This window comes from Shewanella sp. HL-SH8 (assembly GCF_051165765.1).
Taxonomy (GTDB): Bacteria; Pseudomonadota; Gammaproteobacteria; order Enterobacterales; family Shewanellaceae; genus Shewanella; species Shewanella glacialimarina.
In genome coordinates this window covers 4,230,407-4,248,776 of record NZ_CP195039.1, presented here as the reverse complement: position 1 = coordinate 4,248,776, position 18,370 = coordinate 4,230,407, and the positions used below count along the sequence as shown (strand labels likewise).

The 18,370-nt window shown below is 41.3% G+C and carries 13 protein-coding genes; 6 read left to right on the top strand and 7 right to left on the bottom strand.

The window, feature by feature from the left end; translation table 11 throughout:
• Window positions 1-266: 266 nt before the first annotated feature.
• Complete coding sequence (locus ACRWQN_RS18770) at window positions 267-1,733, top strand: carbon starvation CstA family protein (RefSeq protein ID WP_226412855.1); 1,467 nt, start codon at window positions 267-269, stop codon at window positions 1,731-1,733.
• Window positions 1,734-1,786: 53 nt separating this feature from the next.
• Here ACRWQN_RS18770 and ACRWQN_RS18765 read toward each other — a convergent pair whose 3' ends face one another.
• The 3 genes from ACRWQN_RS18765 to ACRWQN_RS18755 form a co-directional block, all read right to left on the bottom strand.
• Window positions 1,787-3,931, bottom strand: a complete 2,145-nt coding sequence (locus ACRWQN_RS18765; RefSeq protein ID WP_434939316.1) for a TonB-dependent receptor — start codon at window positions 3,929-3,931, stop codon at window positions 1,787-1,789.
• A 133-nt stretch (window positions 3,932-4,064) separates the two neighbouring features.
• Entirely contained in the window at window positions 4,065-5,738 is a 1,674-nt protein-coding gene (locus ACRWQN_RS18760; RefSeq protein WP_434939315.1) for a ShlB/FhaC/HecB family hemolysin secretion/activation protein, read from the bottom strand.
• A 311-nt stretch (window positions 5,739-6,049) separates the two neighbouring features.
• A complete protein-coding gene (locus tag ACRWQN_RS18755; RefSeq protein ID WP_434927396.1) occupies window positions 6,050-7,270 on the bottom strand; it encodes a threonine/serine ThrE exporter family protein in 1,221 nt (406 codons plus the stop codon).
• A 187-nt stretch (window positions 7,271-7,457) separates the two neighbouring features.
• Here ACRWQN_RS18755 and ACRWQN_RS18750 point away from each other — a divergent pair, with 187 nt between their 5' ends.
• The 5 genes from ACRWQN_RS18750 (at window position 7,458) to ACRWQN_RS18730 (ending at window position 13,477) form a co-directional block, all read left to right on the top strand.
• On the top strand, window positions 7,458-7,853 hold the full coding sequence (locus ACRWQN_RS18750; RefSeq protein ID WP_434927395.1) for an MAPEG family protein: 396 nt from the start codon (window positions 7,458-7,460) through the stop codon (window positions 7,851-7,853).
• Between the two features lie 210 nt (window positions 7,854-8,063).
• Window positions 8,064-10,391: a YgiQ family radical SAM protein gene (locus ACRWQN_RS18745; RefSeq protein WP_434939314.1), complete on the top strand. Its 2,328-nt coding sequence runs from the start codon at window positions 8,064-8,066 to the stop codon at window positions 10,389-10,391.
• A gap of 185 nt (window positions 10,392-10,576) precedes the next feature.
• Window positions 10,577-11,170 (top strand): hypothetical protein, encoded by a 594-nt coding sequence (locus ACRWQN_RS18740; RefSeq protein ID WP_434939313.1) that lies wholly within the window; start codon window positions 10,577-10,579, stop codon window positions 11,168-11,170.
• A gap of 622 nt (window positions 11,171-11,792) precedes the next feature.
• Complete coding sequence (locus tag ACRWQN_RS18735) at window positions 11,793-12,749, top strand: HipA domain-containing protein (protein WP_434939312.1); 957 nt, start codon at window positions 11,793-11,795, stop codon at window positions 12,747-12,749.
• Window positions 12,746-13,477 (top strand): HIRAN domain-containing protein, encoded by a 732-nt coding sequence (locus ACRWQN_RS18730; protein WP_434939311.1) that lies wholly within the window; start codon window positions 12,746-12,748, stop codon window positions 13,475-13,477. The genes ACRWQN_RS18735 and ACRWQN_RS18730 overlap by 4 nt, the downstream gene beginning before the upstream one ends.
• Window positions 13,478-14,026: 549 nt before the next feature.
• Here the strand turns inward: ACRWQN_RS18730 and ACRWQN_RS18725 are convergent.
• The 4 genes from ACRWQN_RS18725 to ACRWQN_RS18710 form a co-directional block, all read right to left on the bottom strand.
• Complete coding sequence (locus ACRWQN_RS18725; protein WP_434939310.1) at window positions 14,027-14,605, bottom strand: YSC84-related protein; 579 nt, start codon at window positions 14,603-14,605, stop codon at window positions 14,027-14,029.
• A gap of 138 nt (window positions 14,606-14,743) precedes the next feature.
• Complete coding sequence (locus tag ACRWQN_RS18720; RefSeq protein WP_434939309.1) at window positions 14,744-16,807, bottom strand: S9 family peptidase; 2,064 nt, start codon at window positions 16,805-16,807, stop codon at window positions 14,744-14,746.
• A 9-nt stretch (window positions 16,808-16,816) separates the two neighbouring features.
• Window positions 16,817-17,725, bottom strand: coding sequence for a hypothetical protein (locus ACRWQN_RS18715; protein ID WP_434939308.1), 909 nt, complete (start codon window positions 17,723-17,725; stop codon window positions 16,817-16,819).
• A 69-nt stretch (window positions 17,726-17,794) separates the two neighbouring features.
• Window positions 17,795-18,181: a nitrous oxide-stimulated promoter family protein gene (locus tag ACRWQN_RS18710; protein ID WP_434939307.1), complete on the bottom strand. Its 387-nt coding sequence runs from the start codon at window positions 18,179-18,181 to the stop codon at window positions 17,795-17,797.
• Window positions 18,182-18,370 lie beyond the last annotated feature (189 nt).

Genomic DNA, 18,370 nt, shown 5'->3' with positions numbered 1-18,370 from the left:
TCTAAAGTCTAGGCTTGTAAGCCGTTTGCTAAAGAAATAACAGCGCGATTAAATACATTAAGTCAGTCGGTGAAATGGTGTAATGTTTATTATGCTGTGTGACGTTATCTAGGTACAGCTCGCTACATTGATGTTGTAAAAGCTAAAAATGTGAAGCTAATAGGGGGTTGTTAGACCTTAGTCTAGCAGCTAGAGCCTTGACCTCACACGGTAAGTCGTTGACACTTCTAAGCTACAATAATGCCTCCCCCTACTGGACAAATATTATGCTTATATTTTTCATATGTATTGCGTTGCTGGTCCTAGCTTATAAATTTTACAGCCCATTTGTAGAACGACAAGCTGGAATCGACCCCACCGCAAAAACACCGCAAGCTCGATTTAATGATGGTGTGGACTATGTTGAAGTTCACCCTGTAAAAGCTTATTTAATTCAATTTTTAAACGTTGCAGGCGTAGGACCAATATTCGGTCCTATTCTTGGCGCTTTATATGGTCCCGTTGCCTTAGTATGGATTGTCATCGGTAATATCTTAGGTGGCGCGGTACATGACTATTTTTCGGGTGTATTGAGTATTAAAGAGGATGGTAAAAGTTTACCTGAAATTGCAGGTCACTATTTTAATATATTCTTTAAAGGTTTAATGCTGGTTTTTACTGCTATGTTACTGTTTTTTGTGGGCGTGGTATTTATTATGAGCCCAGCAGGACTATTAAGTAATTTAAGCTATTTTGAAGGCACATTCTTAAGCGGAAATACCTTTTGGGTATTGGTTATTTTAGTTTATTACTTTTTAGCGACTTTATTACCTATTGATAAAATCATCACTAAGTTATATCCGGTATTTGGGCTGTTAATGATTGTGATGACCCTGTCTTTAGCTGTGGCATTATTAATCAATGCGCCGCATTTACCCATGGCCGGAGACTTTCTAGCCTACTTTGACCATAGCCATTATAACAATGATTTATTAGAGCCTAATCCTGACGGATTACCCACATGGCCATTATTATTTGTCACTATTACCTGTGGTGCTATTAGTGGTTTTCACTCGACTCAAGCACCTATTATGGCGCGCTGTTTAACCAATGAAAAATATGTCCGCCCAGTGTATTTTGGCGCCATGATGTCAGAGGGTATTGTGGCGTGTGTATGGGCTACTGCAGGTATTGCAGCATTCCCAGGTGGTTATGTTGAGCTTAAAGAGATTTTGGCTCAGGGCGGCCCTGGGTTAGTGGTTAATCAGGTTGCAACCACTTATTTAGGTGTAGCGGGTGGCATTATGGCGATTATTGCTGTGGCAATTTTCCCTATCACCTCTGGTGATACCGCGTTCCGTTCATTGCGCTTAACCATTACCGATGCGTTTAATATTCCGCAAAGTATGCGTAACCGTTTACTGTTAGCTGTGCCAATTTTAGTGATTGCTTATTTCATGACTAAGATTGACTTCACATTGATCTGGCGTTATTTCGCCTTCTCAAACATGCTGTTATCTACCAGTGTATTGTGGCTAGCGACTAAGTATTTGTTTGATCGCGGCACTTTCCATTGGATTGTGAGTTTACCGGCGATTATTGGTACCAGTATTACGGTATCTTATATTATGACCGCAGGTATTGGTTTTGGCCTACCGATGGAATTAAGTAAGCCAGTCGGTATTGCGGTTGGTGTGGTGTCATTGATTGCACTTGTACTCGCACATCAAAAGCGTAAAACTGCAGTGGTATAAAATACAGTTTTTGTTATTAAAAAGACCTTGCGCTTGCAAGGTCTTTTTTTGGATTAAAAATTGGCTTTAACCCCTAGGTTAACAGTCGTGCCCAGAGATTTAGTATTATAGCCATTGTAAGTATATGCCTGCGAACGGGCTGAGAAATAATCTTCATTTAATAGATTTTCAACCCCAAGCGATAATTGCCAGCTGTCAAGTTGATAGCTGCTGCTGAGGTTCACTACATTGTAATGCTCAATTGGCCCCTGTGCTCCAACGTACGCACCATTGACCTTTTCAAAGCGTTTACGATCGCCTACATACATATAATTTAAGCCGATGCTGGCCTGCTGAATCGGCTGCCAGTTAAGGTAAGCGGTAAATTTAGGTGCGGCAATAATGCCGCCATCTAGGTAAACGTCAGCATCGGTATCTTTACCTTCAACCCAGCTGTAGGAGATTCCGGAACTTAGGTTGTCGAGTATTTGGTAGTCAAGTTGTGCCTCATATCCCCATATTTTTTGAGGTGCACGCACTGGCATATAAACACCTGTAACCGGGTCAAATTTGTTACTGGTGCCAAGTTCAGATTCACTCTTGTAAGCCGCAAGCTCATAGCTTAGGTCGTTTAATTGACCAGACAGTCCGATTTCATAATTATCAACAACCGAGGCTTGTGTTTGTACTAGGTTGATATCATTAACGGTAGCGGCTCGTAGTAATCTGCCTAAATCTGAAATATCAGCACCTTGAGAGAAACTAACAAATGGGCTGAATTGAGGGTTGAAGTTATACCTTAGCCCCAAATTGTAGGTGGTAGAGTCATAGCTTAAGTCGCCACCTTTTACGTCAAATGGCACAGAACAGGTGCTAGGGGTACTGCATAACTTGAGTGTTTGATAATTATCAACTGCCAAGTCGACACTGTCTTGTCTTACGCCTGCTTTTATAATCCAGTTATCGGCAATAATAAATTTGGTTTGTAAGTAGGCCGCTAAATTATACATGTCCATTTCTGGCACCCAAATACGGCCATCCTCTAGCGGTTGTGAGCTCACATCTTGCAGCGCATCGATACCATAAATGAAGGTTGCTGCAACGTGTTCCCAGTCGGCAGCGGTTGCCAAATTCACACGTAAGCCTGTTTTTTCAGATTTAATCAGTGATTGTCCACCATCGTAACCTTCGCTAGGGTTAGCTAAGCTAGCTGAATAGAAAAACATGTTCTCTATTGTTTGAAGGTATCCATCTAATGTGAGTTGGGTGTTATAAAAAATGTCCTGGTCGACGTATTTCAACATTAAATTGTGATTGCCTCTAGGGCCTTGTGGCACCCCAGGTTTTGCTATGCCTTGAGTGTTATGAATAGCATAGGTTTTTACGCCACTATTAACACTGCCAAGTACATCAATTAAATCTGCATCTTGCTGGGCTTCATAATAGTTGTAAGTGAGTTGTACAGACTTATCATCGTCCAGCTGATAAGCGAGCTTGGTGAAAAGGTTATTTGATTGGGTTTCAGACAAACCATAAATTAGGCCAATGACATCGCCTTCGGCATCTCGCTCTAAACCTGTTTTTTCACTTATTGCACTCAATACATAACTAAAATCATCTAGCGTGCCGTCTATCGAGGCATCAAGCCTCACACCTGCGCTGTCCTCTAGTTTTACCGCGCTAAATTTTGTTGAAGCGCCCAGATTAATATTTGCTTTATCAGTGCCCGCACGTTTGGTGATGTAGTTGATAATGCCACCAGAGGCGCCATTACCATAAATTGAGGTAGCCCCTTTAATCACTTCAATACGTTCTATTGCACCTGGGTCGATAGAGCTTATCCCCAGTTGACCATTACGCAGAGGGGTAGATTGTGGCACGCCATCAATCATCACTAATGCGGCGCGCCCACGTAGTGTTTGGCCTGAATTGCTTGAGGTCCCCGTGCTAGGGGCAAGGCCTGGCACACGAAAGGCGAGTAAGTTTTGTAGCTCACTGGTCACTTGCATATCTTGTGCGAGGGTTTGCTGATTGATCAAGGTAACCGATGACGGGACTTCGTCTATACGCTCAACAGCGCGGCTGCCAGTTATGATCATCCGTTCCATTGATTTGTTGCTAGTCTGAGCCTCATCTGCGATAGCGCTGGCTGATGATAAAGACATTAAGCATAATGCCCAGCGTGTTGCAGTCGCTAATTTACTAGGGGTAAATAACATATGTGTACCTATTGTGAATAATTTTGGCAAATGATATTGGTTATCATTTACGTTTTCAGATTATTTTCACAATATTTACATTCGCGAGACATTTATGTTTGATGCTAGGTTTAGCATCAAACGTGTTATCGAGTTAAAAGTGGTCTTTAATTTGGAATCGAAACTCCCAGCTGTTCAAGTCTTGTCCATTAGTGAACGGCTTGGCAATATCAATGTGGGCAATATTACCGTAACTTGATTTAGATGAATAAATTCGAGCGCCAATACCAATACTGCCTATGGGATCATTTACTTCATTAAATGCATCTGTGCCACCAAATGCCTGACCAACATCGGTAAATAAAGCCCAGCCCAAATCGGCGAGTTGATATAAATTGATATTAGGATAATTTCTTAATTCAGCCGTCAACACCCACTGATTATCACCGTGTTGATAATCATTAGGGTAGCCTCTAATACCTGTCTCATCCCCTAAGGCGAATGTACGGTCAAGGTAGTTATTTTTTGATGTTGCAACGACTGCTTTGGTGTAAGCGGTCCATTTATCTGTAATGTTATAAAAGTATTCAGACGCTAACGAAACATTATAAAAATCATCCTGGCTGGTGGCTAAATCAGCCTCGCCCTGCAGTTTGATTAAAAATAAATGGTTATCTGACTGCCACCCTCTGCTGCTGAGAATATTTAAGTGATATCCCAAATTAGCGTTATCGGCAAGATCATTGGTTTCAAAGCCCAGTTTAGCTGAATGGTGCCAACCTAAATTAAAGTCTTCGTTATTGCCGATAAGGTGAATGTTATTAAGAACAGTAAATTCATCCTGTAGGTATTCATAGCCTATCCAGGGGTAGATAAAGTCACGATCAACGGGTAATTCACTTAGCGGATATGTTTCAAGATTTTCAAATTTATTGCTATCTTGAGTTAAACCCAAAGTCACCCGGCTAAGTTGCTCCTGATCACGGGTTAACAACCAACCATAGGTTAGGTTAGCAAACTCGACATTATGTTTAAATTCGTTCACGTCGACACCATTTTGTCGAATGATGTCTGTTCGCTCATCTTGTACCCAAGATGTGCCATACATGTGCTTAGTATCTAAAGCATAAAAGGGTTTGTAAAAAGCCAATGCTGTTGCTTGACCATCACTATTATCATAAAAATCTGCGGCAACAATGGCATGTTTGATTGCTTTTACCGGTGCGCTAAAGGCAAATTTATAGCCGGTTCTGTCATCGCTAGCTTGATATTTCACCCGGGTATTAATACCTAAACCGAGTAAGTTATCCTCTTTAATACCAAAAGAGTACTTAGTGCCGCCGCCATTTTTACTTAAACTCACAGTCGGTAATAGTGACCAGTTATCCCATGTTTCAACCAGCATGGTTTGGTCGGTCGTATTATCGGCGTCTGGCGCCTTTTGGGTAACGGTAATTTTAGCGTCACGAATATAAGATTCAGATCGCAAAAGACGTTGTGCTTCTTCAATATCTTTTTGGCTAATATCATCACCCACTTCAAAACTTAAATTATCTATGATGGTTGAGTCAGTCGTATTGATATGCAGATAGTTAGCCCAGCGATGGATAAAGAATGATTCGGGGTCAGATTCATCAAAGATTGGATTACTTTGAACCACTATTTTACTGACTTTAACGGTGGCATTTGGGGTTTCTTTTTCAGCTAGGGAGGCCGTTTCAGGTGGCGGGGTTAAGGATGTATTATTTGTATTAATATCTGCTGTAAAAGCTGAAAATGGCAAGGTTGCACACGCGATACTCAGTAACACTAAACAGGTTTTTGGCATCGAGATGTCCTTTAATTATTATCTTTAGACTAATTGTTACTAAAATGATCGTTAACATTTTGCTGGTGTTTTGTTTTTGTTGTCAGCATGTTTAATAACACACCTGAATTGGTATAGAGTCAAGTGTTTACCGTATTTGATTGGTATTGTTTTTGATATTGGTTATTAAAAAAACTAAACAGACAGAATTAGCTATAAATGGGTCGCTAGAATGGTTAATGAGTCAGTAGGTAAAATACTATTATGTAGCGAAAAAATTAAGCAGGCCGACAAATAGCAGCCTGCAGTATTTATCTGAGTATGACGACAGCCTATAAAGATCGTCTAGGCGGCACTATCACGTTAGCAAAAATAAGCCCTGCAATAAGCGACATAAAGATTAAAAATATCTGCGAACCCAGGTGTGCCTGATTCAACATTGTTTCACCAGAAATCAACGCATTAAGGCCGATATACGTTTTACTGCCGGGCACCAAAATAACAATGCCTTGCAACAGCGCGATAGAGGCAGGCGCTTTCATCCAACGTGCATACAAATTGGAGTAAATACCTACCGCCAGAGCGCCAACAAAAATACCGATGGATTCGCCTAAATAAATGCCGCCTAACATAGCTGAGAAAAAGGCCACAATACCGGCAAAAACACCCCATGGTGAATCTTTTAGGCGGGCTTTAAATATAATCACCAGTGACATAGAGAGCATGGGTACCGCGGACCAAATTGCCCAACGAGGCAGTGGTTCGGGGTCAATGTAAATCGCTTCGCCAAAAATGGCTTTACCGATTGTCATCCCAAGTACTGCGCCAAAATACAGTTTAAACAACTGCATAACGGCATCCATTATGCGTGCCGTGCCTGATATTAAATCGCGCGCCGCTAACTCAGCTAACCCTAAAGTCAGTGCTAAACCGGGGACAAAGATGATGATCCCCGATAAAATAGTCACAGGTAAATTAATGCTGGCATCAAATTGCGCAATACCACAGGCCAGGATAGCCACAACAACGGCGGCCAAAGGCTCTAGCATTTCGGCAACACGTTTAGAGCGCTCAGCCCAAAACACTAAACTGTATACAATTAGCCCCAGCAGGGCAGACCAGAACACATCATGCCAACCCGTACCCATTAACATGGCAAAAGCACCCGCACTTGAACCAAAGGCTAATAAAGTGAGTTTGTGGCCGTAAGGGTTGGGTTTGTTGGCAATTTCTTCTAAGCGGTCAAGCGCTTCTTGCAATGTGCGTTGGCCAGAACTTAATTCTTCAACTAATTCAAAGGTACGCGCCAGTGAGCCTAAATCTAAATCACCGGGTTTTACGCGGGCAACATGGTTGTATTCTTGTTCAGTATCATGTTGTAAAACAAAGGTCATAGACGTGGGAGATATAAGAAAATAACCTTCAATACCAAGGGTGTGGGATACCGTCTGCAAATGGGATTCAAGGCGATAAGCTGGCGTACCAAACTTGTGTAATGCTTTACCTAATTTAATGATAAATCTACGTTTTTCGATAAAGTCTTGATTATCCACTGGCCGTCAGTCACTCTTAATTAATCTAGGGTTAATAATGCAGCGAATAGTAACCGATCCGTCGTTATTAATCGATAAACTATTTACCTTCAATACCAGCCGTTAAAATTTTAGCTGGTTTTTATCAAGGTGATAGTTTACTCATTTATGGTTATGATAGTGTTACAAAAATAGACAGGAGCAAAAAATGGCTTTATTGGTAACAGGTTTATATGCGAGTTTGACCGGATTATTGGTGCTCGCACTTGCTTATCGCATTGTTAAATTACGGCGTTTACATGCTATTGGTATTGGTGATGGCGGTAATAAAGACTTATCGTTAGCAATGCGAGTGCATGGCAATTTATTAGAAAATGCGCCACTGGTATTAATTTTACTTGGGGTGGCAGAAGCAAATGGCATGCCTGTTTATTTGCTTCACTGTTTTGGTACCGCTTGGATTGTGGCGCGTTTACTACACGCCATAGGATTAACCCAAGGAAAAGGCGGTTATCATTTTGGCCGCTTCTGGGGAGTATTAACCACTTGGATAATCACCTTAGGTTTAGTGATAGCTAATATTGGTTTCTTTATCGGTTTTTAATAAACCAGCCACTTTTCAAGTTATCAGTAATAACATACAGAAATAAGTGGAAATTTTTCTATTTCCACTTATTTTATAGGGTTTTAAGCTCTGGTGAAAACATAAAAATTATTTCACCTTTGCTGTTTTTTTAGTCACACTTCCCCCTTGCCAACTGCTATACTCCGCGTCCGCTTCTTTGGCGTATTTTTCCAATTTTAGGTCATACACATGCAAGTTGAGTCTACATTATTTAGTTATCCCAAATTCTGGGCCGAAAGCTTTGGTGCGGCGCCATTTTTACCTATGTCCCGCAAAGAAATGAATAAGCTGGGTTGGGATAGCTGTGACATTATCATTGTGACTGGTGACGCCTATGTCGACCATCCTAGCTTCGGCATGGCCGTTATTGGCCGCATGTTAGAGGCTCAAGGTTATCGGGTGGGGATCATTTCTCAACCCGACTGGTCAAGCAAAGAAGACTTTATGCAGCTGGGTCGACCAAACTTATTTTTTGGTGTCACCGCTGGCAACATGGATTCGATGATCAACCGGTACACCGCTGACCGTAAATTACGTCACGATGATGCTTACACCGCCGGAGATATTGGTGGTAAACGCCCTGATCGCGCCGTGACGGTTTATGCCCAGCGTTGTAAAGAAGCATTTAAAGAAATACCTGTAGTAATAGGCGGTATCGAAGCGAGTTTACGCCGTATTGCTCATTATGATTATTGGTCAGACAAAGTCCGTCGCAGCGTGATTTTTGATGCTAAAGCCGACATTTTAATTTACGGCAATGCCGAGCGTCCTTTAATGGAAGTTGCCCGTCGTATTGCCAGTGGTGAAGCTATTGGCGATATTGATGATGTGCGTGGCACAGCAGTCATGCGCAAAGAAGCTATGCCTGGCTGGCGCGGCATGGATTCACGCAAAATTGATCAACTGCATAAAATTGAACCTATACCCAATCCCTATGGAGCTGATGACGTTGGCTGCGCCAAACTATCTGGGCCAACCGATAACAAAATTTTTGACAACGATGCGCCTAAAGCGATCAGCGTACAACCGCCTAAACCGAAACCTTGGGATAAAACTTACGTATTACTGCCAGCCTATGACAAGGTAGCGGGTGACAAGTATTTATACGCCCACGCATCACGTATTTTACACCAGGAGCAAAATCCAGGTTGTGCCCGTGCGTTATTTCAGCCCCACGATGCTAATCGTGGTGTGTGGGTTAACCCACCTGCTTGGCCATTAAATACCGATGAAATGGATGCAGTATTTGATTTGCCTTATCAACGTATTCCGCATCCTGTGTACGGCAAGGAAAAAATTCCTGCTTACGACATGATCAAAACCTCAATTAACATTATGCGAGGTTGTTTTGGTGGCTGTTCATTCTGTTCGATTACCGAGCATGAAGGGCGAATTATTCAAAGTCGCTCGCAAGAATCGATCATTAAAGAAATCAAAGATATTCAACAAAAAGTGCCAGGCTTTACCGGGGTTATTTCTGACTTAGGTGGCCCAACAGCCAACATGTATCGCTTAGGCTGTACCAGCGAAAAAGCCGAAAAAACCTGTCGCCGTTTATCCTGTGTTTACCCGTCAATATGTGGCCATTTAGGCACCGACCATAAACACACCATCGACTTGTATAAAGCGGCGCGTGAAGTACCGGGTATTAAAAAGGTATTGATTGCATCGGGTGTTCGTTACGATTTAGCGATTGAAAACCCTGATTATATTAGAGAGTTAGCTAAGCATCATGTGGGCGGCTATTTAAAAATTGCCCCTGAACATACCGAAGATGGCCCATTAAGCAAAATGATGAAGCCGGGTATGGGCACCTATGATAAGTTTAAAGAATTGTTCGACAAGTTCTCTAAAGAGGCAGGTAAAGAGCAATTTTTAATCCCTTACTTTATTTCTGCGCATCCAGGTACTACCGATGAAGACATGGTCAACTTAGCATTATGGCTTAAAGGTCAAAAATTTAAGTTAGACCAGGTGCAAAATTTTTATCCTTCACCTATGGCCAATGCGACCACGATTTATCACACTGAGTTAAACTCACTTAAAAATGTGAAGCACACCAGTGAGATAGTGACAGTACCTAAAAAAGGTCGTCAGCGTAAATTACATAAATTCTTATTACGTTATCATGACCCAGCAGGCTGGCCGATGATCCGTGAAGCCTTGATAGCCATGGGTAAAGAATCGCTTATTGGCAATAGCCCAAGCTGTTTAGTGCCACCGGAAACCCGCAATGAGCAAACAAAACTTAAGTGGGGCCAAAAGCCTGCTAAGTCGTCTGCCAAAGCCGATGGTAAGCAAGATGGCCAAAAAGCCATGACCCGTTTTTCATCAAATCAATTTGATGATCGCAAGGGCGACACCAAAGTAGATAAAAAGCCCAAAGCGGCGAGCGGACCCGCTAAAGCTGGCACTAGCAAAGCAGGTTCAGGCAAAGCTAATGCAAGTAAATCTAATGCCAGTAAAGCGGGTGGCAAAAGTAATGGTTGGGCAACACCGTCAAAGCATACGCGCTAAGATGCACTAGTTAGGTTTGTTTGATTCATCAAAGCCGTACAGTTAAACTGTACGGCTTTTTTATTAGCTAAATTGGGGGCTCGGCTCAATTATTCAAACGACTTCCTTTTGGTGCATTTATTCAGGTTCAATTCAAAAAAAACTGCTATGGTTGCCAATCTTACCCATACCTATTAGGCATAATAATGACAATAACTCCTATCAAATCAGCCTTATCTTTATCATTACTTGCGACAGTACTTTTTTCCGTTGCAAGCCTTGCGGCAGATGACATTCAAAATCAATATTTTGATGCTTTAGCTGCCCACTGTGGCAAAGCATTTGAAGGTGTGGTGACCGCAGGTAGCAGTGCTGATGATGGTTTTAGCGGTAAAAAATTGGTGATGCATGTACGCGAATGTAGTGACACCGAATTAAAAGTGCCATTTCATGTTGGCGATGACCATTCCCGTACTTGGGTGATCACTAAAACTGAAACCGGTTTACGCTTAAAGCATGATCACCGCCACAAGGATGGCACAGAAGATAAAGTCACTATGTACGGTGGCGATACCGCAGATTCTGGCACGGTTACCCAACAATCTTTTCCGGTTGATGCTGATTCCATTGCCAACTTTAAACAAAACGGCCTAGATCAGTCAGTGACCAATGTATGGCACATGTACATAGAGCCAAACACCTTTACTTACCGCCTAACTCGCGAAGAGCGTAACTTTAGAGTCGACTTTGACTTAACTAAACCTGTCGCATTACCGCCAACGCCATGGGGGCATAAGTAAGTTTTTGATGTAAGCATTCAGGTTCTAGAAATGCTTAACTTGTAAACACTCTGCGGTGCGCCACAGATTGCTTAAAAGATGACAGCAAGATCGCAGGATTCCATCCTGCACCGGCCAAAAGGGTATCAACAGCAATACCCTCTTGGATCACCCTGCCGCCCCAGACGAAAAATGCTGAAAAGCGCATATTTTCGATGGGAATCGATCCAGCTTTTACCCACGTTTGTCGTCCGCTTCGGCCATTGTCGACAATCCCTAACGCTTCCGACGGGCCGTCCCTGGCCCAACGTAAGCTAGCGTGGCATCCATGCCAAGCTCACGGAATTGTCTCGATGACCTCAATTCAAATGAAGTCTGATAGTCATGTACTGATACAAGTAATTATTTTTAATGAAAAATTTAGTTGTAAGTGTGACAAAAATCTTGAATTAAACTCACAAATCGAATTAAAGTATAGCCACTTAAGGACAGGGTAGGCTTAGCTCGAAACAATCATCGAGCACGCCATTTAGGGAAGAAGAAGCCATTCAACAGTGATGAGCCATTCAACTTATTTATAAAGTTATTCTGTTCTCATTTTTTCGTATTTATTCTGAAAATTAATTTCTAGAAGGATCTTCAATTGGAACAATTCCCTATTATCGATATTTCAGATCAAGATATCGAAGATATAGAGCAAATGGGTACCAAATCAAAGTTTTGGTATACAGACTCTAATACTGGAGAAGAATATTTATTCAAGTCAACTCATACAGAAGATGGGTATGGAAGACAAATTGTTAGAAAAGGAGAGGATTGGGCTGAAAAAATAGCATGTGAAATCGCAGAAAAACTTGGCATCCCTCATGCCCAATACGATTTAGCCATCTATAATGGTCAAAGAGGAATTAGAAGTAAAAAATTTACTTCTACTGGTGAAAACATGTTCTTTGGTAATCAATTGATAGAACATGTAGTTGTGAAAATAAATGCAACACTCGAAACTGGTCAGCGATCTCAAACAGTTGATCGTGTACAAGTTATTTTAGACCGACTTATACAAAATCCACCGAAAGGATGGATTTCTACTGATAACATTAAATCCGCAAGTGACGTATTCATGGGTTACTTGCTATTAGATACGTTAGTTTCTAATCAGGATCGTCACAATGAAAATTGGGCAATGATTGCGGATAAGGATACAATAACTTTAGCTCCATCTTTCGATCATGCTGCTAGTTTGGGCAGAAATGAATCTCTTGAAAAGATAAGGGTGAAGTTAACTAGCAAAGATGTTGGGCAACAAATTCATGCATATGTAAGCCGAAGTAAATCTTACTTCTACAATGGAAATCAAAGGCTGAAGACCTTGGAAGCTTTTTGGTTATTTGGTATGAGCAGTAAAACAGCAACTATTGAGTGGCTAAGTAGGCTTGAAAAAGTTGAAGTTATTGATTTTTTAAACATAATTAAAAGAATACCTAACAGTGTCATGGATGATCTAGAAAAAGAATTTTGTTTAGAGATACTAATTATAAATAGAGCGCGTATATTACGCTTGAATAACGATTTTGAAGAGGGTGAAGGTAGTTTAAAATGAAGAGTATTTTTGTTGTTTGGAAAGATAGTGAAGACCACATGTGGCATCCTGTCGCAAAACTTAGTCGCTCAAATGAGAATTATCAATTCAATTATACCAAAGGTGCAAGCAACAAAAGTTTTATACCTTTCCCTAGAATGGATGATCTAAATAAAGTATATAATTCAAGTACTTTGTTTTCATTCTTTTCAAATAGACTAATGCCTTCTAATAGACCTGAATTCAAGAAAATGCTTCAATGGTCTGATATTAAAGTTGATAATTACGATGAGTTTGACTTATTAGGTGTTTCTGGTGGAGCTCGAAAAACTGATGAATTCCAGATTATTTCAGAACCAGAAATAACAGAAAACGGCGATTACAAAATTCGTTTCTTTATCAGTGGAGTTAGATATTTAGACTCTCAAAGTAACAACAAAGTAAATCAGCTTAAAAATGGTGAATCACTATATTTTGTATATGAAGATTCAAATCCGCATGATTGCAAAGCGATCCTAGTTTCTACCATAGATGATATTCCAATTGGGTATTGTCCAAAATACTTAAATTGTGATGTCAGAGTTTTACTTGAAAACCCTAGTCTTAGTTCTACTACGCTTCGAGTTGTAAAAACTAATCTTGATGCGCCTAGTCAATTCAGAATTTTATGTGAATTTACAACTAAATGGCCGGAAGGGTTTATTCCGATGGTTTCTGAGGAATATTTAGCTTATACAAATAATAGTTAATTCATTAGACCATTTTACAAGGCGAAATCGTAGAGATAGATATCTGAGGAAATTTAAGGAAATTTAGTGGGGTCAGTGTAAAACATAAGTTAACCCATTATCTTTTATCTTGTTTGGTATAGCTTTTCCCACAGCCATCAATGAAGCTAAATCGAAGAAATAAAAATTCAGGTGCAGATGAGCCAGCGAGTATCAAAAACAGGGACGTTTTTGTTAAGCCCACATGGAGGTGCTTGCGGCGTCTCGCTGGATTATCTGCACTAAGGCCTGCGGTAGGCAATAAGTACCAATGAAGTATTGGGCTAAGTGAATCAACCAAACGTGAATTAAGGTATTGTCGAGTCAGGGTAAACATTTATCGCAGATGATTGTAGTGCCATTCTGCTTCTGGTTATTTCCGCAGGTTACGGTGTTATCTTTAACTCATTCATTGAATTATAGCTGTACATAAAATGGGTAAAGAAACAAACAAAAATGGCTACCTCAGGTAGCCATTTTTATTGGGTAAAACTCACTGGATGAAACTAAATCATCGCAGTTTAACTTGAGTTACTTAGCGTCAAAAGTGAACGACTGCCCCGCTAATGCGGCTTCGTACATTAAGCCACCTTTTGCTGCGGTGAAGATAGCCATATTATTGATGTAAACAGCATTTGCTGCATGGTTACTGCCAGCTTGTCCTGCGCCTGCTGAGTTACCTGTAGTACCGACTTGAGCGCTGGCACCGACGTTAATTGCTACCGCAGAGGCCTGGGCGCTAAACTCAAAACTGCCGCTGGTGAAGTCATTATAGGCTTGGGCATTTTTGAAGAAGATGATTTCGCTATATGCTTGACCACCTAATTGAAAACCAATCGATATTTGCGTTAAGCTTGAGTCGCCAGTGTGCATGCCTCCTTTATAAACGCGGCCTTTACCATATGCAGCGCCGATACCAATGCCACCTTTTCCTACCGTGGGGAAAAGCGCGTATCCATATGCGGTATTAAAAAATGCTTGGGTTTCAGTCGCTTTTTTGAAATTAGTAATCGCATCGGTATAACTTGATTCATCAGCATAACTTACAGGGCTTAATAACAAAGATAAGCTAACCATAGTTGCACTGAACAGGGTGAGTAAACGTGTCATAAATACCTCAATAGGGTGCATTTGTGTCGTAATAATATGAGTAAGCTAACATACTGAGCATACTCAATACCGTGAAAAATGAATATTAATTAAGCCAAGCTACTCTTATTTTAACTATTTACCCGCTTTATCGACTTATTATTTATCCAGCACATAATATTCAAACCACTTTTTGTCCCACTCCATTTTGGCTTTGCGGTGCTTATAAAGGTTAAGTCCGTGCCCCTCGTCAGGATAAACAATCATCTCTACAGGGACATTTAAGTAGTGTTTTAAACTGCGATAAAGCCCTTGGGCATGGCCAACCGGAACACGTTGGTCGTGTTCGCCGATATGAATAAGCGTAGGGGTGTTAATTTTATCTGCATAAGTTAAAGATGAGGCTTTATCATAAGCGTCTGGCTGCGCCCAAGGCAGTCCTTGCATAAAGTTAATCACATGACCTGGAGTGTCTTCTTGCATCCACTGTAAACGCTGGTCGAACACTCCAGCACCTGAACTAGCCGCTTTGAAGCGATTAGTGGTACTGATTAACGCATTAGTCAGGTAGCCGCCATTACTCCAACCCATTACCGCCATTTTCTCGCCATCAACAATGCCATCAGTAATTAACTTATCGACACCGGCCATAATATCTGCCACCTCGATTTGATGCTCTTTACCGACAAGATCGGTTAAAAACTTATCGCCATAGCCAGTAGAGCCGCGATAATTAGGCGATAGCAGAGCCCAACCACTAGCTGGAAATGTTGCACGCCCATATGAGCGATGCTGCAATGAATAAGATGTGGCAGCGGTAGGGCCGCCATGAATTTGTACCACTAAAGGTAATTTCCCCTGGGATTTTTTATAGCCGTAGGGCAGTTCTAAAATACCTTCAACAGTTGCCCCATCGGGTGCTTGCCAGGTGACTACTGATATTTGCGGTAACTGCCAGCTATCGACTTGCGGATTGATATTGGTTAAGCGTTTAAATTGGCTGCGCTTATAGTCGGCGTCGGCGATAAATAAGTCATGGAAATGGGTCAGGCTATTATGGCTAAATACCACTTGTTTACCTGATACGCCAAAACTGTAGCTGCCTACCACAGTATCACCGGCTAACACGCTACGTGTATCGCCTACTTTTCCTTGGTTTATTTGGCTGCAGAATAATTGCGTGCGTGCCGATTGTGCGCCGAGATAACATAACTCATTACTTTTGGGGCGCCATTGAATATCGCCACCTTGAAAGGTAGTTTTGCCTATTGGCTTAAGCTCAATGGTTGGCGTATTTACTTGGGTATTGACCACAAATAATTTGCCAGGATAACCATCAAAATCGATTCTAAAAGCCAGTTGCTGGTTATCTTGATGCCAATCTAAACCCAATAACCAACCATAAGGCGAAGGTGCTTGTTGGCGCCATTGTTTATCATCTATGACTTTATTACTGGCGGTTTTAACATCAAAGATTTCAATGTTAGACCAACCTTCATAATAAACCAGTTCATTGTCGCTGGTGGTAATACGGGCGATTTTACTGCCGCTATCATTAACATTGAATTGCCAAACCACTTTGTCATCATCTAGCACTGTTTTCTGTTTGAAGTTAGTGAGATCAAGCACCTTCAATGGATTAGTGTCGCGTTTACCATGGGCATACTTAGGCGCAGAATAATTGGCGCGCATCTCTGCCCATTGATCAGTATCTGTAGATTCTTTATTGGCTAAAAAATAAAGAGATTTACTGTCAGCACTTAATTGGAATGCGTTGACCCCCAATTCTTCTTTGGTCATAGGCTGAATAGCTAGGTTAGCTAATGTGATGCGAAAAACTTGGTTTTTGCCGTTAAACGGGGCTTTTGCATTGTCTTTTTTATCGGCAGAGATAAAGTAAATAAACTCGCCATCATGGCTCCATACTGGGCTTGATTCATTGTCATGGGTAAAGGTTAGGCGTTGGCTTTTTTTATCTTGGGTGTTAATCAGCCATAGATCAGATTGGGCTTTATCTAACGCTTCGTCCCAACGGCTTTCCAACCAAACGGCTTGTTTGGCATTAGGGCTAATCGCCACATCTTGCATTTGACCAATGTCGAAAAAATCATCAATGGTAATGGCGTGAGTACGAGGAGTGGTTGCGGGTGCAGCCTGTGCATCAATAGCCAAAGGGCTTGAAAGCATTATTGCCATCATGCTGATGTAAGAATAAATACGCATGGTATTCCTTTAAGTTGTCGAGTCTTTGTGTTTATCGGTACCATCGTCAGCGATGACATCTTGCAGATAACTGAGTTCATCAGCATCTAAAACTTGTTGGTTATTCACTGTATTGTTTGAATCTGATTGTATCGCGCGGCGGCTGAAGTAGGCGGTGCGAGTGACTTGATGCAAGCCATAAAAGGCCAGAATATACATAGTTACTAATAAACTTAATCGGGTTATGGCTTGGGGTAAAATAGAAACCATACTGCCTGAGTAAAAAGGTAAATAGACAATAGTTAACCGCACTAACCAATTTATTAGCATGCCAAGAGCCAATATAGTAATCCAACGAAGGCGTATGTCATTGAGTAATGGGTCGCCGTTGTTGCTGTTGTGGTTTTGTTGGTTTGTTTGCCGCAACAGGCGATAAATCATTGTAAAATAAAAAGCAGTTTGAATTATCATCAAACCCGGCAGAATAAGCACAAAAGCATTGATATGGCTTAATTCTGCTAGCGAATGTATTGCCGTATTACTGGCTTGTAGATTAATGCCTAAGCCAAAAAATATCGCCGAGCAGGTTAGTAACGCCGCTAACATTGCAGCCATAAAATGTTTGAAAAAATTAGCCTGGTAATTATCGCCATGTAAACTTTGTTTACTGTAAATATACAGCAAAGGCATCAATAGAAAATAAATCGGGTAACACAGTGTCAGCAATAGGTGGATGGGTATTGGGCTGGACTCTTGAGTGAATAATCCGGTAAGAAAATAGAACCCAATTAACCCTAAGATACCCGCAAGTGATTGGTTATCCGTTGTTTGACCTTGATAACTATAACGAATAAACAACGCTACCCCTAAGCAATGAACACCGCCTAGTAAAGATAGCCACCAATAGGCCTGGATAAAAAAAGTTTGATAGTCTGTCATTATCACTCTCAGAGTTGAAAGTGAATGTTACCCCAAAACATCCCATAGGGGGAAATAAACCTCAGTTGATTAACCCAATTTTCGTTGATGGCGATTACTAACACCTTCAGGTGGTTTGCCTGGCACAGGCTTGCGTTCAGCCAGTAAATGTTTGATTGCCATTATTGGATGTGGGATTAACATTCTAGGGCCGGCAAATATCATTATTTCACGTGCTTTTTGTTTCATATGAGGCTTGTAACAATGCACCGGGCATTTATTGCAGGTGGGCTTAGCTTGACCATATGGGCAGCGGTCAAGGCGGATTTCTGCATACGCTAAAAAGTCGCTACAAGACTGGCAGACCCCTTCGCTTGGTTTTAAAGGGTGATGTGCTTTACAGTATATCTCGACCATCGCGGCCATGGTGCGAAATTCATACAGTAACTTGCCTAACAGTAACTCAGAAACGGCCATCGCTATACCTTAGTGTTTTGCTCAACTATTGACAGTGTAGGGCGCTCAATAAGGTGACACAAGTCTACAAGTGCAAGCCGTGACATGTGGCAAATAAATGGCAAAATTGCCTGGCTAATCACAAAAAGTGCGTTGTTCAGCACAAACTCAACGCTTTGTTACAGTTAAATCGCTTAAATACTTGATTTG